9 protein-coding genes and 1 other RNA gene are annotated in these 20,723 nt (G+C 45.2%); 7 read left to right on the top strand and 3 right to left on the bottom strand.

What is annotated here, in order from left to right:
• Positions 1-738: 738 nt before the first annotated feature.
• Positions 739-1,419, top strand: a complete 681-nt coding sequence (locus AC1RM2_RS30025; RefSeq protein WP_492988830.1) for a 3-keto-disaccharide hydrolase — start codon at positions 739-741, stop codon at positions 1,417-1,419.
• Between the two features lie 5 nt (positions 1,420-1,424).
• The gene (locus AC1RM2_RS30020) at positions 1,425-2,948 is read left to right on the top strand and encodes a Gfo/Idh/MocA family protein (RefSeq protein ID WP_492988829.1); all 1,524 of its coding nucleotides are present in this window, start codon (positions 1,425-1,427) and stop codon (positions 2,946-2,948) included.
• 70 nt (positions 2,949-3,018) lie between these two features.
• Here the strand turns inward: AC1RM2_RS30020 and AC1RM2_RS30015 are convergent, their stop codons facing one another.
• Entirely contained in the window at positions 3,019-3,873 is an 855-nt protein-coding gene (locus AC1RM2_RS30015; RefSeq protein WP_492988828.1) for a hypothetical protein, read from the bottom strand.
• Positions 3,874-4,417: 544 nt separating this feature from the next.
• Between AC1RM2_RS30015 and proA the strand changes: the two genes are divergently transcribed.
• Positions 4,418-10,294, top strand: a complete 5,877-nt coding sequence (gene proA, locus AC1RM2_RS30010; protein WP_492988827.1) for an anti-phage protein ProA — start codon at positions 4,418-4,420, stop codon at positions 10,292-10,294.
• Between the two features lie 127 nt (positions 10,295-10,421).
• Positions 10,422-10,790: a transfer-messenger RNA gene (ssrA, locus tag AC1RM2_RS30005) on the top strand.
• An 80-nt stretch (positions 10,791-10,870) separates the two neighbouring features.
• Here ssrA and AC1RM2_RS30000 read toward each other — a convergent pair.
• Positions 10,871-11,611 carry a hypothetical protein gene (locus tag AC1RM2_RS30000; protein WP_492988826.1) on the bottom strand — a complete coding sequence of 247 codons (741 nt, stop codon included), beginning with the start codon at positions 11,609-11,611 and terminating at the stop codon, positions 10,871-10,873.
• 431 nt (positions 11,612-12,042) lie between these two features.
• Between AC1RM2_RS30000 and AC1RM2_RS29995 the strand changes: the two genes are divergently transcribed.
• From AC1RM2_RS29995 to AC1RM2_RS29985, 3 genes are all read left to right on the top strand, one after another.
• Positions 12,043-15,480 (top strand): ABC transporter permease, encoded by a 3,438-nt coding sequence (locus AC1RM2_RS29995; protein ID WP_492988825.1) that lies wholly within the window; start codon positions 12,043-12,045, stop codon positions 15,478-15,480.
• 511 nt (positions 15,481-15,991) lie between these two features.
• Complete coding sequence (locus tag AC1RM2_RS29990) at positions 15,992-19,411, top strand: FtsX-like permease family protein (RefSeq protein ID WP_492988824.1); 3,420 nt, start codon at positions 15,992-15,994, stop codon at positions 19,409-19,411.
• Between the two features lie 68 nt (positions 19,412-19,479).
• Positions 19,480-20,076 carry a hypothetical protein gene (locus tag AC1RM2_RS29985; RefSeq protein ID WP_492988823.1) on the top strand — a complete coding sequence of 199 codons (597 nt, stop codon included), beginning with the start codon at positions 19,480-19,482 and terminating at the stop codon, positions 20,074-20,076.
• Between the two features lie 60 nt (positions 20,077-20,136).
• Here the strand turns inward: AC1RM2_RS29985 and AC1RM2_RS29980 are convergent, their stop codons facing one another.
• Positions 20,137-20,496: a diacylglycerol kinase gene (locus AC1RM2_RS29980; protein WP_492988822.1), complete on the bottom strand. Its 360-nt coding sequence runs from the start codon at positions 20,494-20,496 to the stop codon at positions 20,137-20,139.
• Between the last annotated feature and the right edge of the window lie 227 nt (positions 20,497-20,723).

Genomic DNA, 20,723 nt, shown 5'->3' with positions numbered 1-20,723 from the left:
AATGACCAATGACCAATGACCAATGACCAATGACCAATGACCAATGACCAATGACCAATGACCAATGACCAATGACCAATGACCAATGCCCAATGCCCAATGCCCAATGACCAATGACCAATGACAAACCGCCCACTGCGTCATTATTACACAATAATAGTGGAGTAATTTCCACAAACTATTACGCAACTTAAAATTAAGTACTGTTTTAAAGCTTTTAACCCACATTTAATAATTGGCATTGCAATTGAATATAACTTAATATCCTTCTCAAAGGATTGTTTTTCATAGGTAGATGTAAAGGCCGATAAAACTGCGAGAGTTTTTCGGCCTTATTTTATTAAATCTCATAGGTACAGAACCCTGATTACTTCAAAAAAACTTCAGGGAAACTACTTTTAGAATTTCGTGGTCAACTACATTGTGCCGCGCGGGATTAATTGTAATAAGTTATTGGATTTCGCGCAAAGCCGCAAAGAAAAAAATAAGCTAATCACTTTGTTTCCCGGATCCTGAAGGTAGCTTCTAAGGAGCAAAAGAGGATTAACTGTTATTTTCTACAAACAGGTAGCCTCTGCGAGCCAGCTTAAAAGTGTTTTAGCTTTTGAATGTTAATCGTTTGGGATGAGAAGTTTAAAGGCAAATCCTATGTTAACACGAATACCCCGCTTGCATCATTCCAATAAATATATCTACATTAGTACAACCAATTATAAACCATTTTAATTCCTGTCTGCCATGATCAAAACGCACTTTCAGCAAGGCCTGTTTGGCTGTTTGTTTTTCGTTATTTTATTTTCTGTAGATGCCAATGCGCAAAATAAAGATGGCTGGCGGCAGCTTTTTAACGGTAAAGACCTTAACGGTTGGAAACAGGTAGGCAAGGGTAGCCGCTATGTAAAGGATGGCTTAACCGGCAGCCACGGGGGGATGGGCTTATTGTACTGGACGAAGGAAAAATTCAGCAATTGCACCATCCGCGTAGTTTATAAAATGCAAAAGTTTAACAGTAATGCCGGTATATTCATCCGCATACCGCTGGAGCCCCGCGAGGAGTGGATGCCCGTATTTTATGGCTATGAAGTGCAGATAGATAACCATCCGGAAACCTCCAAAGAGGACGACTACCATATTACCGGCACCCTGTACTCACTTACCAAACCATTGGCCAAACCCGGAAAGCCCGGCCCGCAGTGGAATACCATGGAAATTACGCTGGATGGCCCGCGAACTATAGTTGTTGTTAACGGTCAAAAAGTAACCGACTATAAAGAGGGCGACCCAACACCGGCCCGTAAATTTGATTTTGAACCGTTCCGCGGAACCCGCCCTAATGAGGGCTACATAGGCTTGCAAAACCATGGCGATGACGATGTGGTGTTTTTTAAGGAAGTAGCTGTTAAACCATTGCATAAATAATAACCATGGAGCAATCGGATGAAACAAAAAATAACAATGGCATAAGCCGGGCCGACTTTATAAAAAAAGCCGCTATAGCCACCGCAGGTTTTTATATCGTACCCCGTTTTGTGTTGGGTGGCAAAGGTTACACGGCACCAAGCGACAAGCTGTATATTGCTGCAATAGGATGCGGCGGCGAGGCCGAGAACGATATTAAGCATTTTGCTACCGCGCCTAAAAAGAATGCCGTTATAGCCTTTTTATGCGATGTTGACGACAGGCAGGCCGCGCCACGCCGCAAAGAGTTTCCGAAAGCGCCTTATTATCATGACTGGCGCGAGTTGTTTGATAAACAGCATAAAAACTTCGATGCCGTAACCGTGGCCATACCCGATCATAACCACGCTTTGGTTGGGCTGAGCGCTATGCAGCTCAAAAAACATTTGTACCTGCAAAAGCCATTAACACATGATATTTACGAAGCCCGCATATTAACCCAGGCTTCTGAAAAATACCAGGTGGTAACCCAAATGGGCGACCAGGGTGCATCATGCGATGGTATGCGCACCATGCGCGAATGGTTTGAAGCCGGCCTGATAGGCGATATTGAGAAGGTATATTGCTGGACCGACAGGCCGGTTTGGCCGCAAGGTATTTCCTGGCCAAAAACAAGCCCGCCAATTCCTAAAGAACTCAAATGGGATTTGTGGCTGGGTACTGCAAGGCAAACCAGCTATATTGATAACCTGGTGCCCTTTAACTGGCGCGGCTGGTGGGAGTTTGGCACCGGCGCGTTGGGCGATATGGGCTGCCACATTATGGGGCCGCCTTTTAAACTGCTTGGCCTGGGTTACCCAACCGAAGTTTCGGGCAGCGCCAGCACCGTTTACAGCGGCATTTTTAAAGAAGGTATTTATCCCGAAAGCGGGCCGGTATCCAGTTCAATCAAGTTTAAATTTAAGCAGCAAAACGGTAAAAACCTCGATCTGCATTGGATGGATGGCGGCATAACGCCCGAACGCCTTAACGAGCTTGACCCTGCTTTAAACATGAATGAAGCGTTGGGAGATTTTCCCGGCGAAAATGATTTTGAAGGCTGTACATTATTTATAGGCACCAAAGGGAAAGTTTCCTGCGGGTGGGGCGGCAGTCACCCCCGACTGCTGCCGCTGGCGCTAAACAAAGATGTAAACGTGCCCGAAAAATATCCGCGCGTTGCCGGTGGGATGGATGGCCATTGGTGGCAATGGGTTGATGCCAGTATAGCAGGTTACGGAAAAATGGAGGTGGATTCGCCTTTTGTTGGATATGCAGGGCCGCTCACCGAAACGGTACTGATGGGCAACCTGCTGCTACGCACCTTTAACCTGCGCGAGAAAATAAAACGGAACGATCCCGTTTATGGCAATATGGAGGGCTACAAATTCAGCGGCAGGTACACGGGTTTGAATTGGGATGGCGAAAACATGCGTGTAACCAACTTTGAACCCGCCAACCAATACATTCGCCGTACTTACCGGCAGGGTTGGGGCGAACTGAAATTGTAATCAACCTGGAAAATATAAAACCGGACGAGTGATCAATATCACCCGCCCGGTTAAAATGTTTTTTGTCAATTTATAAAGCCACGGTTGTACTGTTGGTTACCTTCCATATGGCACTACCAGGTACCGGGAAGCTTACGCCGTTGGTATTGCCCCGTGTTGCGGCATCCTGTCCAAAATGGTATAGCGGATGCCCTTTATAAACAAGCTGTGTTTTTCCGAATACGTTAATAGTGGTAAACTGGCTTTTGTCAAAAATTGAGGGGATGCTGGCTACCCCGGTAACCTCAAAAACGGGCCATGCAGCGTTGTTGCTAAAATCGGCTTTGGTAAAGTTGTTTTTGCTGGATGCATCTTTGCTAAACATGTACAATGTAAGCCCCCTGTCATCAGTTATAAATTGCGATGCCCCGGTGCCTGCTATACCCTGATCATTGTACTGGGCTTTATCTAAGCCAATAAGCTGGGCGTTGCCAAACATAATGGTGTAATCTGCTTTGGCTATAGCCCAAAGGTTGGCAACCTTGTCGCCATTGGTATCGCCGGCTTTAAGGTCTTTGCTGTAATAATATAAGGGCCAGCCTTTAAACGTACTTTGTTTACTGCCGTCGGGCCTGTCAATCACACCAAAATCTGATGATGTCAGGCCAGCTCCAATGGTCAACCCTGCTTTGTAAAATACTGGCCAGGTTGTGGCGCATCCGTCAACACAGGCCGAGGCGCCGCTTACGTCTTTAGAGAAAAAATAAAGCGAGAATCCGTTGTTATCTGTAAGTAATTTGCCGAAGGTGGCGTTATCGGTCAGCACCACCCCGGTTAATTCCGGTGTTGGTATAATCCGGTTTGAACTTTTACTGCATGAGGAGCCCAACAGCACAATGCTTACAAACACAGCAATGATTGCATGAGGTAACTTGTAATTTTTCATAGGTTTTAATTTAAGATATAGTTGATTTTATTAGTCATTACTCTAAAAAAGGGTAAATGGTTGCTTTTTAAGAAAGGTAAAATTCGAGGTGTAGCTAAATACTCGGGGAGGTTACTGTGCGTACATGGTTTTTAGAGGCGTATCAATAAACGAAAAATTGTCATTTCGAGTTATAAAATTCGCGTATTCTGAAGGGGAAGTGACATTCAAAAAAAGACTGTCATGCTGAGTGTTAAAATTTCGCGAAATTCCGAAGGGGAAAATGACGTTTATCGCATGGCGGCGAGTCGACTCACCCCGACGAGGCTACGCCCGTCTGCCCCTCTCTCCGCTTCGCGCATAGAGGGGCCAAAAAATAAAAAATGAGCTTCACCCTCTATGCGGCGTAAGCCGGAGAGAGGGTCGGCCAGCGTAGCATAGCCGGGGTGAGTCGTAGCCAGCGTTCAAAGCCAATACCCATATTTTAGCTACGTATATTAAAAAAACACATTCGCAGCGTTTAATATGGAACAGATAAAAATAAATATCTATCTTTTCAACTAATATGAGCACGCGTATTTTAACAGCAACAGATATCAACCTTACATATACCCCTGTAATCAATTTCGCCCTTCAACAAAACCATGTGCCGGTAATCCGGTCGCTGGTAATTAACAACACCACAGGTGCCGATTGGAATGCCCTGGAAGTTGAAATTGCTGTTGAACCGGCTTTTGCCCCTTCATGGAAAAGGTTTTACGGGTATGTAAAACAAGGCGATGCCTATGAAACGGGGGCTATCCAACTCAACCTATCGGCTCAATACCTTGCCGAACTGACCGAGAAGGTATCGGGCTTCATAAATATTATTATCCGTAACGGCGAAGAATTATTGTTATCAGAAAATCGCCCGATAGAACTGCTTGCTTACGACCAATGGAACGGGCTGGGCTTGCTGCCCGAGATGCTGGCGGCTTTTGTAACGCCCAATCACCCGGAAATTCCAAAGATCCTTCGCCGGGCGTCTGCTATTTTACAAAGCTGGACGGATAACCCATCATTTGATGATTACCAAAGCCGCAGTCCCGATAGGGTACGTAAGCAAATGGCCGCCATTTACGAGGCCATTGCCGAGCAGCAACTGATATATTGTACCGTACCTGCCAGCTTTGAAGAAAGCGGCCAGCGCATCCGGCTTTGTGATGCCATATTTGCCAACAGGCTGGCCAATTGCCTCGACCTATCATTGTTATATGCTGCCTGTATGGAGGCTGTTGGGATCCATCCGATTATTATTATAGTGAAAGGGCACGCCTTTGCCGGCGGCTGGCTGGTTGACGAATCATTTGCCGATGCTGTGAATGACGATCCATCGTTGATTACCAAACGTACGGCGGATGGTATAAGCGAGATAGCCATTGTAGAAGCTACCTGCATGAATGCCGGCAACAATACCTCGTTTGATTCGGCTGCGGCATCGGCCGGGCAAAAAATGCTGAACGCCAGCGAATTTATATTGTTTATAGATATTAAGCGTGCCCGTTTTAGCGGGATACGACCACTGCCCTTGCGGGTACAAACCGCTGCAGGCTGGGAGATTATTGAAGAAAGCCGCCAGGAGCGGGGCAACGCCCCGCCCGAAGAAATTTACGCCGGGCAAAAACTAAAAAATGTCGATCATATCGAGATTTCCAAGCAACGCCTCTGGGAACGTAAATTACTTGACCTTACGTTGCGTAACAGCCTCCTCAATATACGGATAACCAAAAGTGTAGTACAGTTTATGACCGTGAACGTAGGCAAACTGGAAGATGCCCTGGCCGATGGGCAGGAATTCCAGGTGTTGCCAAGGCCGGCCGATTGGGACAATTCGCTGCGTGATGCCGGCATGTACCAGGCGCTGCATCAATCGGACCCGATTGCCGAGCTGATACAGCACGAGCTGAGTCAAAAACGTATCCGTAGCTTTTTGCCCGAGCCGGAGCTAACCAACGGCCTTACCAGTTTATTCCGTGCCTCGCGGCTATCCATCGAGGAGAATGGAGCTAACACCCTTTATATCGGCCTGGGCTTGTTAAGATGGTACGAAACTGATGCCAGCGAGCGGCCAAGGTATGCCCCTGTTTTACTGATTCCGGTCGAGATCATTCGTAAATCGGCTCAAAAAGGCTATGTAATTCGTAGCCGCGACGAGGAAACCATGGTGAACATTACCTTACTGGAGATGATACGGCAGGATTTTGGCATCACCATTGGCGGCCTGGATACATTGCCTAAGGACGAAAGCGGGGTAGATGTAAAGCTGATATTTAACATTGTACGGCAGGCCATAATGGCCAAATCAAGATGGGATGTAGAGGAACAGGCAGTGCTGGGTACATTTTCGTTCAGTAAGTTTATTCTCTGGAACGATATTCATAACAATGCCGATCATCTTTATCGCAATAAGGTGGTAGCCAGCCTGGTATCGGGTAAGCTGGAGTGGCAGGCACAGGAAAATGCCGATGTATCGCTGATACAGGATAGCCAGCTGCACCCGGCAAATATCGCACTCCCCATCAGTACCGATTCATCGCAGTTGCAGGCCATTGTAAGTTCGGGCCAGGAAAAAAGCTTTGTGCTGCACGGTCCCCCGGGAACGGGAAAATCGCAAACTATTACCAATATTATAGCCAATGCGTTATACGCCGGGAAGCGGGTGCTTTTTGTAGCTGCAAAAAAAGCCGCTCTTGAGGTGGTAGAAGACAGGCTGGAATCAATAGGTATAGGTGATTTTTGCCTCGAGCTGCATTCCAACAAATCAAAAAAAACAGCAGTGTTGGAGCAACTGAAAGCAGCTACCGAGGTAGCCCGCAAAGCCGCCCCCGAAAGCCACCGCGACGAGGCCGACCGCCTGTTTGCCCTGCGAAATGAGTTGAATACTTATGTTGAAGTGCTGCACAAAAAATATCCGTTCGGTTATTCGTTGTTTGATTTGTTTAGCAGCTACAGCCGTTTTGAAAAAGGGGAGGACAAGGTATATTTTGCAGCAGGCGCAATAGCACAGCTAAGCCCCGCAAAGCTAACTGCCTGGCACGATGTGGCCGAAGAATTACAGGTAGCCGGTGCAGTGATAGGGCAACCGGCAAACCATGCCCTGCAATACATGCATTTGCAGCAGTATAATAACCAGGTAAAGCAAGACGCCGGCCAATTGATAGAACAATTGCTTGACCTTTTAAGCAAATACCAAAGCCAGCTTGTTGGTGTAAGCAGGTTGCTGAAAATAAACGGGTTGGTTAAAAGCAAGGAGCAGCAGCAATCATTACATACCCTGGTAAGCTTATTGCTTGACTTGCCCGATATCCCGGCTTCATTGCTGCAGGCCGATTTCCTGGAGCAAACTTTTGCTCAGGTGGTAGGGATTGCGGCCCACGGGCAACAGCGCGATAAACTACGTTCGGCCTTGCTTGGCCGGTACCAAAAGGAGGTTTTAGCTATACCAGCCCAAAGAATTTTATCTGAATGGAATATTGCCGACGGTAAATGGTTTTTACCACGGTGGCTGGGCCAGCGGGCAATTGTTAAAAACATGCGCGCGCTTTCGGCCACAGGGCAAATTGATAAATCGGCTATAGTTCAGGACTTGCAGCAGGTGATAGCCTTCCGGGCAGAACAGGACGTGATTGACAAAGCCTCTTTTTTACCTGGCCTGCTCGGCTTTTTATGGAAAAATGGCGATCCCGACTGGGACGCGTTAATCCGTATAAGCGATGCCGTTATCCATATTAACCGCGCCGCAGGAACGCTTGTAGGTGCAACCCAGTTAAGGGAATGGCGGGCGACATTATCGCGCGAGTTTGCCGAAGGCAGCAGGACGTTTATCATCCAAAACTCCGGCGCGTTGAGCGGCTTGCCGGCTACGGCACAACAAGTGGCCACTACCGAAGAGCAAATTCAACAACTGTTGGGCATAAACTTTGCCACGCTGCCTGTTGTTACCGGCGATTATACTGCCGACCTGATTGATGAGGCCGTTAAGTGGGTGCAACACCTTGACGAATTGAAAGATTGGTATAACTGGACATTGACACGGGACAAAGCCCTGGCAGCAGGATTAGCCCCCTTGCTTACCGCGTACGAAAAAGGCAATATGGCAAATGCCGACCTGGTGAGGCAGTTTCAAAAAGGATTTTACCGCTCGGCCGCCGAATATATATTAAGCCTACACCCCGAGCTGGCCGGTTTTAACAGCGGCCTGTTCGGCGAAAAAATAAGAAAGTTTCGCGAGGTGAGCAGTAAGTTTGAAATGCTTACCCGGCAGGAGTTGTATGCAAGGCTGGCAGCGAACATCCCGTCGTTTACGCAGGAGGCTTCGCAGAGTTCGGAAATTGGTATGTTGCAGCGGGTGATCAGGAATAACGGGCGGGCTATGTCTATCCGCAAAATATTTGATGGCATTCCTAATTTATTGCACCGACTGGCACCTTGCATGCTGATGAGCCCGATATCGGTAGCCCAGTATTTTGATGCCGGGAACCCTAAGTTTGACCTGGTGATATTTGATGAAGCATCACAGTTGCCAACGTGCGAAGCAGTTGGCGCCATTGCCCGCGGTACCAACGTAATAGTAGTTGGCGACCCTAAACAAATGCCGCCGACCAGCTTTTTTGCCACCAATAACTTTGATGAGGACAATGTGGAGAAGGAAGACCTGGAGAGCATCCTGGACGATTGCCTCGCGCTATCCATGCCATCACAACACCTGTTGTGGCACTACAGGAGCAAGCACGAAAGCTTAATTGCGTTTAGCAACGCCAAGTATTATGATAACAAGCTGCTTACCTTTCCATCAACAGATGACATTACCAGCAAAGTAAGTTTTGTGCCTGTAGAGGGGCATTACGATAAAGGCAAGAGCAGGCAAAATAAATACGAAGCCAAAGCAATTGTTGATGAGGTGATTAAGCGATTGTCAGATCCGTTGCTGGCCAAAAGGAGCATTGGTATTGTAACCTTTAGCTCGGTGCAGCAACTGCTGATTGATGATATGCTAACAGAGGTTTTTGTACTTAGGCCCGACCTGGAAAAGATTGCCCTGGAAACCGGCGAACCCCTGTTTATTAAAAACCTGGAGAACGTACAGGGTGATGAACGCGATGTAATCCTGTTTTCTATTGGCTACGGGCCTGACGAGAAAGGAAAAGTAAGCCTGAACTTTGGCCCGGTAAACCGCGATGGCGGCTGGAGGAGGCTGAATGTAGCCGTATCAAGAGCAAGGTACGAGATGAAAGTATTTTCAACTTTAAGGTCAGATCAGATAGACCTTAACCGCACATCCTCTGAGGGCGTAGCAGGCTTAAAAGCTTTTTTAGCCTATGCCGAAAAAGGGAAAGGCGCTTTGCCGCCACGCGCATCGGTAAAACAAAAAGAAGATGGCGGGTTTGAGCTGAGCATAGCCGAATCGGTTCGTAAACATGGTTATGAAGTACACAGCCAGATAGGGTGTTCTGATTTCAGGATTGACCTTGGCATTGTGGATAAGGAAAATCCATCGGCATATATTTTGGGCGTTTTAACCGATGGTAAAAACTATCATGCGGCAACCACCTCGCGCGACAGGGAGATAGTGCAGGTTGACGTGTTAAAGTCATTAGGATGGAATGTGCACAAGATCTGGTCGACAGAATGGTGGGAGAAGCCGGACAAGGTTATCAGCGGCATAATGGATGCCGTTACCAAGGCAGAAGAAAGTAAAAAGAATGCCGCCGAACCGGCTGTAACGGAAAAAGCTAAGCCGGTACCGCCGCGCCCCGAAGATTTAAACAACAAACCATCGTTCAACCAAACTTTCGCGGAAACGCAAGCCCGGCCGGCAGCCCCGGCTGTTTCAAAAGTTGCCGAGGAATATGAGGTTAGCCACTTAGATACTGTTCATACCCTAACGGCCGATGATTTTATTATGCAGCATAACCGTGGCAAGCTAAAAACGCAGGTATTTAATGTGCTGCAAACCGAATCGCCGATTAGCAAGGATCTGCTCATCAGGCGGGTTCTGGCAGCATGGGGAATTAACCGGGTAACAGCACGGTTTGTTAATCACCTTGATGGGGTATTTGACCAGATGAACCTTACCCAAACCAAAACGGCAGGGGGCAATGTTTATTTCTGGAAAGCAGACCAAAGTCCTGAGAAATATAACATCTACCGCATAGCCAAAACCGACGCCGATAAACGGGATGCTGATGACCTGCCGCCTGAAGAGGTAGCAAATGCTATCCGCGAAATTCTTCATAACCAGGTAAGCCTGGCCCGGGCCGACCTGGTAAGGGAAGGAGCGAAGTTGTTTGGTTTTGCCCGGATTGGCGCCAATGTAGAAAGCGCGATGCTAAGTGGCATTGATATTGCCGTGAATAAGGGTTTTGCAACTGTAAATGGCGAGCGTGTAGTTTATAATGGTTGATTTGTGTGCAAAAAATAGCAATGAGTATATAAATATTGCAAACTGCTAACTCAAAACTGCCAACTTTTTAACTACCTTTGTACCCTTAACTGCAAACTGCCACCGGCAAATTGCGAACTCAAAAAATGGGGTCGACCGGAATTGACAGGATGGAGATAAGTAGGTAAGCATGCAGCGCGTTGGGTGAATTAGCGCTTTAATCTGAACGCTCAAACTTACAAATGGCGAAAATAACTACGCCTTAGCTGCCTAATTTAGAATTAGCATAGCTTTTGTCCCGCCGGTTCTGCGTTTCATTGGATCGGCATCAGGGGCATCGACAAATGAAACTGGCCTGCTTGGGGTGTGACAAGCGGGCGAGATAAAGCACCTACGGAACACGGTACAGGTAAGCGACTGACCTTCCTGTTCCCGACAATTAAACAGAAGCTAAGCATGTAGAAAGCTTACCTTATACCATGTTTGGACGAGGGTTCGAATCCCTCCGGCTCCACGAAATTACTTACCGTAAGTTAAACATATGTTTAACTTACGGTTTTTTGTTAATGACAATACTTGAAAAGTGGTTGGAGCTCTTTATCTATGTTTCTTTTTTAGAGATATGAGATGTTGTTTTTTTATATGACCATTTTCATCAATACACCAATGCTCATCTTCATTTTCATATTCAAAGTGCCCCCGCCTTTCTGTTTCAACGCTCCATGAATGATGAAGTACCATTGTAAGGTTCTTATAAATAGTTGTAGTCCGAAATATTTGCCAATGATTATTGCCCGCACCAGTTTGTGTATGTATGGCGTCAATGACCTCAACATTGTAAGATAGGGTTACTAAAATGCCGCCAATATCAATAACAACAAATTTTGGAGTTGTTGCTACTAAAACTCCTTCGGTCTTGTAGGTAACGGTATCGACTAAGTTAAAGGTAACAACAATGCTATCGGGCAAAGTTCCATCATCTCTCAGGTCCTCATAATTATCTAAAAAACCGGCACCAAGTTCTGTTGGTATCAGCTTTAAAGGAATATTAAACAATTTTTTATTTTTAAATGCGGCCAAACTGATAGTAACCGATGGTTGGGAGCTTCCCCCTTCAGATGGATAAGGAAACGAAGGCTTGGGCAGGCTATCCAAATGTAGCATTAACTGGCCGCTATCAGTCAAAGGGTAGATCTTTTTAATGACCGTATCCTTTTTAATTTTAGATATCAACTGGGTTTTGGTGTGCTTAATATTATTTTCTACCGCTTTGTTTGTATGCTGCCTGCATGCAGTTATAGCAACCAAGGCAAAAACGCAAATTATGGTGTATTTCAAAATAATACTATCAGAATAATAACATAAAAAACCTAACGCTTGCCTCTAAATTAGTAATAAATTTATATAGAATGTTCTTTCATCGCTTCAATTGCATCAAGTAAATCATTGATCAAAAGCAAAAACCTCTCATTTTCGGGTAATAGATAACGATTTGGTTCTAATTCATTCCCTCCGGCTCCACGAAACACTTCAGCTTCTGGCTGACGTTATCACCGCACCAGCCAAAGCATGTATTTTACATATGCTTTAGTTGCAAATCTGTATAATACCGGGCTTCCGTAAGGCCAACTGGAAGTGATGCGGTGATAATACCGACTACAGGCTAAACGAACCACCTATATTGGCTTCCATTACGGCAATAGATATTTATCACCACATAATTTTCCATATATCAATATATCGTACATTTGAAATAACCCTTGGGCAACTTGAATCCTGACATATTCCATATTAATCTTTACCATGTGGCCGCCATGGCAACCCTGTTTTCGGGGGTTACACTTGCGCTGCTTTTAGCGTCCGCAAAAAGGGAAGGCCAGGCAGCTAACCAGTTTTTAAGCGGCGCTTTGGTTGTAATTGTACTGAAGACCGGCGGGCTTTCGCCGGTTTTTTTACCGGCGCTGGGGCCGCTGTTGTATTTTTATGTGCGGCTGATGACGTTGCCAAACCTACAATTTGGCCGAAAGGATATGCTGCATTTTTGCCCTTTGCTGGTTACTTATTGGATGCCGGGCTGGCTGGTGTTAATTTCGGTTGTTATTTATTTGTACCTGTCGCACCGGTTGATACAGCATTTTTATAACCGCCTGCAGCCGGTGCTCATGGATAGGCCGCGTTTTGCTTTCCGCCGGTTGGATAAGGCCTTGCACCTGCTCGCCTTGCTTTGCATGTTATGGCTATTTAATGATGTATTGAGTTTTGCCGTTGCTTTTGTGCTTATTGGCGTGGCCGCCGAAGTGATACTAAAATTGGATAGCAGCATACAACTGGCCACGCCGGTAACAGATAGATATGATGCAAAGGAAAAAAGCCGGAGGGTAAAGGAAGCTGTAGCCGCAAACCGTTTTTACGAAGATGCCGAATTGACATTGACAACCCTGGCAGCAAAGCTGAATATCCACCCGCACGATTTATCGCGGATTATTAACGTGGGGTTGGAAAAGAACTTTAACGACTTTATTAATGAGTTCAGGGTTCGTGAAACTGCCCGGAAAATGAGCGACCCCGCCAACGGGCATCTCACACTGCTGGGAATTGCCTACGAGTCGGGGTTTAATTCCCAAAGAACGTTCAATCGCGTTTTTAAAGAGATGACCGGCAAAACCCCGGCAGAATACAAGAACAGTCTGAAAAAAGAGTTGCCAAATGATAAGTTGGCCATCCCAACACACCTATCGTCGGTAATATTGCGTTCAGGAAGCCCGCCAAATTGGGCTCCGGTAAAATTAAACCGCAGTTATATGATTAGGAATTATTTAAAAATCGCCTGGCGCGCATTGGCAAAACAAAAAACGTTGTCTTTCATCAACATATTTGGATTGTCTGTAGGCATTGCCTGTTTCAGCCTGTTCATGTTGTATGCCATTAATGAATTTAGCTTTGATGGTTTCCATAAAAATGCTCCTAACACCTATCTTGTTTTGGACGGAAATGCAAAGCAAAACATAAAAGCGCTTCAGGGAGTGATTTATACCCCGATGCCCCTTGGGCCTGCCATGAAACAGGAGTTACCGGGAGTAGAGCGTTATGTTCGTTATATACAGCCCTATGAAACATTCGTAAAAGTAAAAAACGAGGGGAGGCGGGAAAATATCGCCTATGCCGACACGTCGTTCTTCAATATTTTTTCGTTTAAATTTAAATACGGGAATGCCAAATCGGCCATCAATGGTTTGCACAGCATGGTATTAACTGAAAACACTGCTGAAAAATTGTTTGGTAAAGTAAATGCCATTGGCGAATCGGTACAGGTAAAGATTGGGAATGTGTTTGAAACCTTTATAGTTACAGCAATAGCCGAAAATCTGCCATCCAATTCTTCGTTCCAATACAGCATGCTCATCAACTTTGATTGTTTTGCTAACACTACGTCGGGCAAAATGGCTACCCACGACTGGTGGATGAATTCGTTTATGACCCTTGTTCAGCTAAAACCCGGAAGCACATTGGCGAATGATAACAAGTTGTTGACCAGTTTCTGGCACAGGCATTTTCCAGACGAAAAATTAGGTGGGTATAACCTGGTGCCAATAAGGGATGTGCATACCAGTCCGGAACTGATGGGGGTTAAGATTCCGCCTGTCGACCCAAAATCAATTTGGATGCTACTTAGTATCGCTGCCGGTGTTTTATTAATAGCCTGTATCAATTTCACCACCCTTTCTATAGGCCGTTCGGCAAGCAGGGCAAAGGAAGTCGGCGTCAGGAAAGTTACCGGCGGCACCAGGAAAGCTTTGGTAATTCAGTTTTTGACAGAATCATTATTGCTTTCTTTTTTTTCGACGATGGTAGGCCTGGTACTTGTATACCTGCTTTTACCTTTCTTTAATCAACTATCCGGAAGGGAGCTGAGTTTCTCTTTCGCGCAATTCCCGCAGTTAACTGGCCTCATAGCTGGCTTGGTGCTGGTTGTTGGCCTGCTTTCCGGAAGCTACCCTGCTTTGGTATTGTCGGGCTTTAATACGGTTGACGTATTGAAGGCTAAAATAAAAATAGGCGGGGCCAATTTTTTCACAAAGGCATTGGTAACTTTTCAGTTTGTTCTTTCGGCTACGCTTATTGTTTCGGCAATAATTATTATGCAGCAATTAAATTACATGGAATCAAAAAATCCTGGCTTTGATAAAGCGAATGTGCTTGGTTTAGAGACGTTGTGGGTGTCGGGCTCGAAACACTTAATACCGCTTTTCAAACAGGAACTTTCCGGTCAGCCCGGCATTTCGGGTTTGGCCAGTGCCGACAATGGTCTTGGTGAGCATGAAGGGACGGGTTTCAGAGACTTTAGCTACCAGGGTAAATCGATAAATACAAAGAACTTTCATATCGATCCCGACTACATACCTACCCTGGGGATGCACCTGCTTGCAGGAAGAAATTTCGACCGGGCAATTGCTTCAGATACCGTGAACGCTGTGATCATTAATGAATCTATGATGCACGAATTGGGATGGCAGCCCGAAAACTGCGTTGGCCGCCAATTGGAAGGCTATGGCAAGGACAGCTTTAAAAACCCGACGGTGATAGGCGTTGTACGCGATTTTAATTACGAGGCCCTTACTGATCGGGTGCAACCGGTGTTGTTTCACCAGTTTGCCCGGGGCGGGGAAAGTCCTGGTTTTATTTATGTGCGCCTGCAGCCAGGCGATCCTTCAAAAGCTTTGGCTGCTATACATTCCGCGTGGAAAAAAATTGTGCCCGATTACCCGTTACAATATAATTTTCTGGACGATGATATTAACCGCTTCTATAAAGCCGAAACAAGATTAAGCAGTATCATTGGCTGGGCAGGCGGCATTGCCATTTTCCTGGGATGCCTTGGCCTGCTGGGGCTTTCGGCGCTCGCGATTGTTAACCGCACCAAAGAAATTGGCATACGCAAAGTGTTAGGCGCGTCGGTTTCAACTATCATCAGCCTTATTTCTAAAGATTTTTTAAGGCTTGTTGTAGTAGCTTTTCTCATTTCAACTCCAATAACGTGGTGGTTAATGAATAAATGGCTGCAGGGCTATGCATACAGGATAAATATTGAATGGTGGGTTTTTGGCATATCCTGCGTGGCAATTATAGGTGTAGCGTTGCTGACGGTATGCTTCCAGGCCATCAAAGCAGCCGTCAGTAATCCGGTGAAGAGTTTACGCTCTGAATGAAGTTTTGACGGGCGCATTCTATGTTTAGGTCCCATTTGATGGCGAAGAATACATGATGCAATTTATTCCTAAGGATTTTTAGCAGTTAAACAGCCTGAAAGTTAACAACAAAATAATTGTAAGAAGCCGCAGCGCAGGGTATTCGCCTAATCATCCATATTTGATTATATCGGGCGACTATATTGAGCGAAATAACAAGGTACTTTTTAATCGTGATTTTAGCAAAAATAAACATTGCTGAGGATTAGCTGCAATAGCCATTAAAACCGGCTCTAATGTCCCTCCAAACGCCAATAAGTGTCCGGAGAATCTCCCTTTTTGGCTACTGAGCAGCTTTTTTATTTGATGTACTTATACGCAACTATCCAAAAAACAGTCGAAATCACTAATTCGCCCGACCAATTTCAAAAACGAACCACCTATATTGGCTTCCATTACGGCAATTGATATTTATCACTACATAATTTCCATATATCAATATATCGTACATTTGAAATAACCCTTGGGCAATTTGAATCCTGATATATTCCATATTAACCTGTACCATGTGGCGGCCATGGCAACCCTGTTTTCGGGGTTTACGCTTGCGCTGCTTTTAGCATTTGCAAAAAGGGAAGGCCAGGCAGCTAACCTGTTCTTAAGTGCCGCTTTACTTGTAATTGTACTGAAGACTGGCGGGCTTTCGCCGGTTTTTTTACCGGCGCTGGGGCCGCTGTTGTATTTTTATGTGCGGCGGATGACGTTGCCAAACCTGCGATTTGCCCGAAAGGATATACTACATTTTTGCCCTTTGCTGGTTGCGTATTGGATGCCAGACTGGCTGGTGCTCATTTCGGTTGTCATTTATTTGTACCTGTCGCACTGGTTGATACAGCATTTTTATAACCGCTTGCAGCCGGTGCTCATGGATAGGCCGCGCTTTGCTTTCCGCCGGTTGGATAAGGCCTTACACCTGCTGGCCTTGCTTTGCATGTTATGGCTGTTTAATGATGCCTGGAGTTTTACCGTTGCTTTTGTGCTTATTGGCGTGGCGGCCGAAGTGATGCTAAAATTGGATAGCAGCATACAACCGGCCACGCCAATAACAGATAGATATGATGCAAAGGAAAAAAGCCGCAGGGTAAAGGAAGCCGTAGCCGCAAACCGTTTTTACGAGGATGCCGAACTGACATTGACCACCCTGGCAGTAAAACTTAAGATCCATCCGCACGATTTATCGCGGATTATTAATATGGGGATGGACAAGAACTTCAGCGACTTTATTAATGAGTTCAGGGTTCGTGAAATTGCCCGGAAGATGCGGGAACCGGCTCACAATCGGCTCACATTGCTGGGGATCGCCTACGAGTCGGGGTTTAATTCCCAAAGAACGTTCAACCGCGTTTTTAAAGAGATGACCGGCAAAACCCCGGCGGAATACAAGAACGGCCTGAAAAAAGAGTTGCCAAATGATAAGTTGGCCATCCCATCGCATTTCCCATCGGTATTATTGCGTTCAGGAAGCCCGCCAAATTGGGCTGCCGTAAAATTAAACCGCAATTCTATGATTAGGAATTATTTAAAAATTGCCTGGCGCAACCTTATTAACAATAAAGTATTATCGCTTATTAATATAGGTGGCCTTGCGGTGGGCATAGCAGTGGTTATGCTCATCAGTTTATGGATTTTGGATGAAGTATCATTTAATAAGTATCACGATAATTACCGCCATATAGCCCAGGTAATGCAAAATGTGACCATTAATGGCGAAGTAAAAACCTCATTCCATCAACCGTACCCCCTGGCAGCCGAGCTGCGTAAAAATTATGGCAGCGACCTTAAGTCTGTAGCAATGGCTACACTCCCGAGAGATTATATACTGGCTTTAGGCGACAAAAAACTGACTGAGTCAGGTTGTTTTATGGAGGCTGGTGGACCGGACCTGTTCACATTACATATGCTCGAAGGCCGGGGCGATGCTATAAAAGATCCATCATCTATGTTAATATCCGCATCTACAGCGAAGGTGTTTTTCGGCAATGAGGACCCCATGGGTAAAGTATTGAAGTTAAAATTGAGGTGGACCGGATTAGATAATTTAAAAATAGCCGGCGTTTATGCAGATCTGCCCGGAAATACCACACTTGCCGGTATGGCTTTTATTGGCTCATGGGGCCACTATGAAGCAGGCTTGGGCGGAATGAGGGAGCCATGGGGCCCGGGCATTGTTAACTTATATGTTCAACTGGCTCACAATGCCGACCCTGACAAAGTATCTTTAAAAATCAGAGATGAAATGCTCCGGCATTTAAAACCAGTTGCAGCTTCAGCAAAACAGGCGCTGTTCCTGCAGCCAATGAGTAAATGGCATTTATATAGCGAGTTTAAAGACGGAAAAAACACCGGCGGCGAAATACAATATGTGTGGCTGTTTGGTATTGTAGGTGTGTTTGTACTATTGCTGGCCTGTATTAACTTCATGAACTTAAGTACAGCCAGGTCTGAGAAACGCGCGCGCGAGGTAGGTATCCGCAAGGCTATTGGTTCATCGCGCAGCCAGTTGATATACCAGTTTTATGGCGAATCGTTACTTTGCGTATTGATGGCATTTTTAGCCGCCTTACTACTGGCAAGATTAAGTATCCCGGCCTTCAATGAACTGGCCGGTAAACGGGTAGTTATTCCATGGAATAGCCCTGCCTTTTGGCTCGCCGGCATTGGCCTTAGTTTGGTCACTGCTGTTATCAGCGGCAGTTACCCGGCGCTCTACCTGTCGTCATTTAAGCCTGTGAAGGTATTAAAGGGAGCGTTTCGGGTTGGGCGGCTGGCTGCGGTGCCGCGTAAAGTACTGGTGGTGCTTCAGTTTATAGTTTCTATTGTGCTTATTATCGGTACCATCGTGGTTATCCGGCAGATACTTTTTGCCAAAGACCGCCCGATAGGTTATAGCCAGGATGGATTGGTTGCCATCCCTGTCCGGACTATCGAACTCCATCAACATTTTGACGCGATAAAACACGCCCTTACAAGCAACGGTACAATAACAGAAATGGCCGAAGCAGATGCTCCGCCTAACAAAGTCCCTGGTACTACCGGCGGCATCGCATGGCCCGGAAAAGATACTAATCTGAGTGCCGATTTCGGCCAGGAGGATATTTCATACGATTATGGCAAAACCATTGGCTTGGAATTTAGCGCAGGCCGCGATTTCTCACCGTCATTCCTTTCCGATTCATCAGCGGTGCTCATTAACCAGGCAGCAGCCGATTTTATGTCCATGAAAAAACCGACAGAAAACCACATAACTTTTTTTGGCCAACAGTTTAAGATTGTAGGGGTAACTAAAGACATCATTAACCGGTCGCCTTATGCACAGGTGCAACCTATGGTTTATTTTTTGGCGAAATGGCCGGGAGGCTGTTTACTGCTAAAGATAAGTCCGAAAATGAGCGCCGGCAAAGCCATTCACAACATTGCTTCAGTGTTAAAAACCGAAAACCCGGAACAGCCATTTGAATACCATTTTGTTGACCAGGAATATGAAAAAGAATTCGGTGATGAAGAACGCATAGGTAAGCTGGCTACTGTCTTCGCCGGCCTGGCTATATTTATCAGTTGTCTCGGGCTGTTTGGCATGGCATCATTCATGGCCGAACAGCGTGTTAAGGAAATAGGTATCCGTAAGGTGCTTGGCGCTTCTGTATTCGCCCTGTGGCAATTGCTATCCAAAGACTTTGCCATATTGGTGTTTATCTCTATAATTATAGCCTCGCCTTTAGCTTATTATTTCATGCATAACTGGCTGCGTAATTACCAGTATCATACCGATGTTGCCTGGTGGATATTTATCGTTACAGCTATTGGCGCTATACTCATCACATTAATAACGGTAAGCTTCCAGTCCATAAAATCCGCATTGGCAAACCCGATAAAAAGTTTGAAGACCGAATAGGGGGCTTATTGATCAGTTAACTTATCCTATATTTATTATATTCGTTTCCGCAGCATCCAAGATTTTCAATGACTACAAAGGATATTATAGGCAACCTAATCACCGACATCCGCTTGTTAGTTAAAATAGAAGTTGGCGGACTTGATATTGGCGAGTGTTTTATTGAAATTGACGGTGAAACTTTTTTTAGTTTTCCTTATGGCCCGGAAGACGAGAATTTAAAAACTAATGTATCCGCAACCGCAGAAAGTATATTTAAAGACATATCGGACATCCCCGTTTATTATGTAAACAAGGAAGGAAAGACCATTGGCGAAATTGCTGCGAAGTTTAAGAAGCAGCGGAATAGTTTTACAAATAAATTGCGAAGAGTTTTCTTTGGGAAAGAACTTTCGTCCCCTATAGAATATAAACCCTACAAAGTAGAGTTTCGGGAGAATAAATTAAAGCATATTAAAGACAAACGAATTGTAGATTTCATCTGGTACACTGATGACATAGAAAAGGGCTTTTTACTATTAGAAAATGGGTTTTTAATAACAGAAACACTTTGTGCGCCTCACGGAACTGGAAAGGTGGGGTTAAATATATTCGACAATATTAACCAACTTGATTCGGAACGAGGTAAAGACTATTTGAAACTATCAGATTGTGGAAGGGAATGATTTATTGATTAGATCTTTTTCAGCTTTCGATTTTCCCATTATCTCGATTACTGCATCAGGTTATTTTAACAAATAAGGCAAGTATATAATTATAGCACATAAAACAGCGAAAAAGCATATTATTAACACTGCCCCCGAAGCCAAATCTTTCACCTGTCCAATTAACGGATCCTGCTCCTTTGTAATCCTATCTGCTAACTTTTCAATGGCTGTATTGAAGATCTCCGCCATCCAGACCAGACCAATCAGCATCAGTGTAATGAGCCATTCTATCTGACTGACTTTCAGTAATATGTTTACAGCGAGGACGGCAATACCAGCCGCAAGGTGAAAGATCATGCTATGTTCATATCTAAATGCCATCAATATTCCCCGTATAGAATATACATAGCTTTTCAGATGTTTTTTAATTCTGTTCATGTACGTTGGATATAATTTTTATCCTATTTAAAAACATGTGCCAAATAGACTATGCAATAACTGGCCAGGCAAACAATCGTTTTTGAGTTTGGCCGGGTAAAAATATCCTGTTTTTCGCACTTATCACTCACAATATAACTGCCTAATAACCAAAACACAACAGAAACCCCAATGTCCATAAAGTCAAACCGGCCATTGGCAATATGGAAGAGCTGAAGTATTTCTAA

The organism is Mucilaginibacter sp. GW822-FHT03E02, assembly GCF_058801545.1.
The sequence above is the reverse complement of the archived record's forward strand: the minus strand, read 5'-3'. Positions and strand labels throughout refer to the sequence as shown.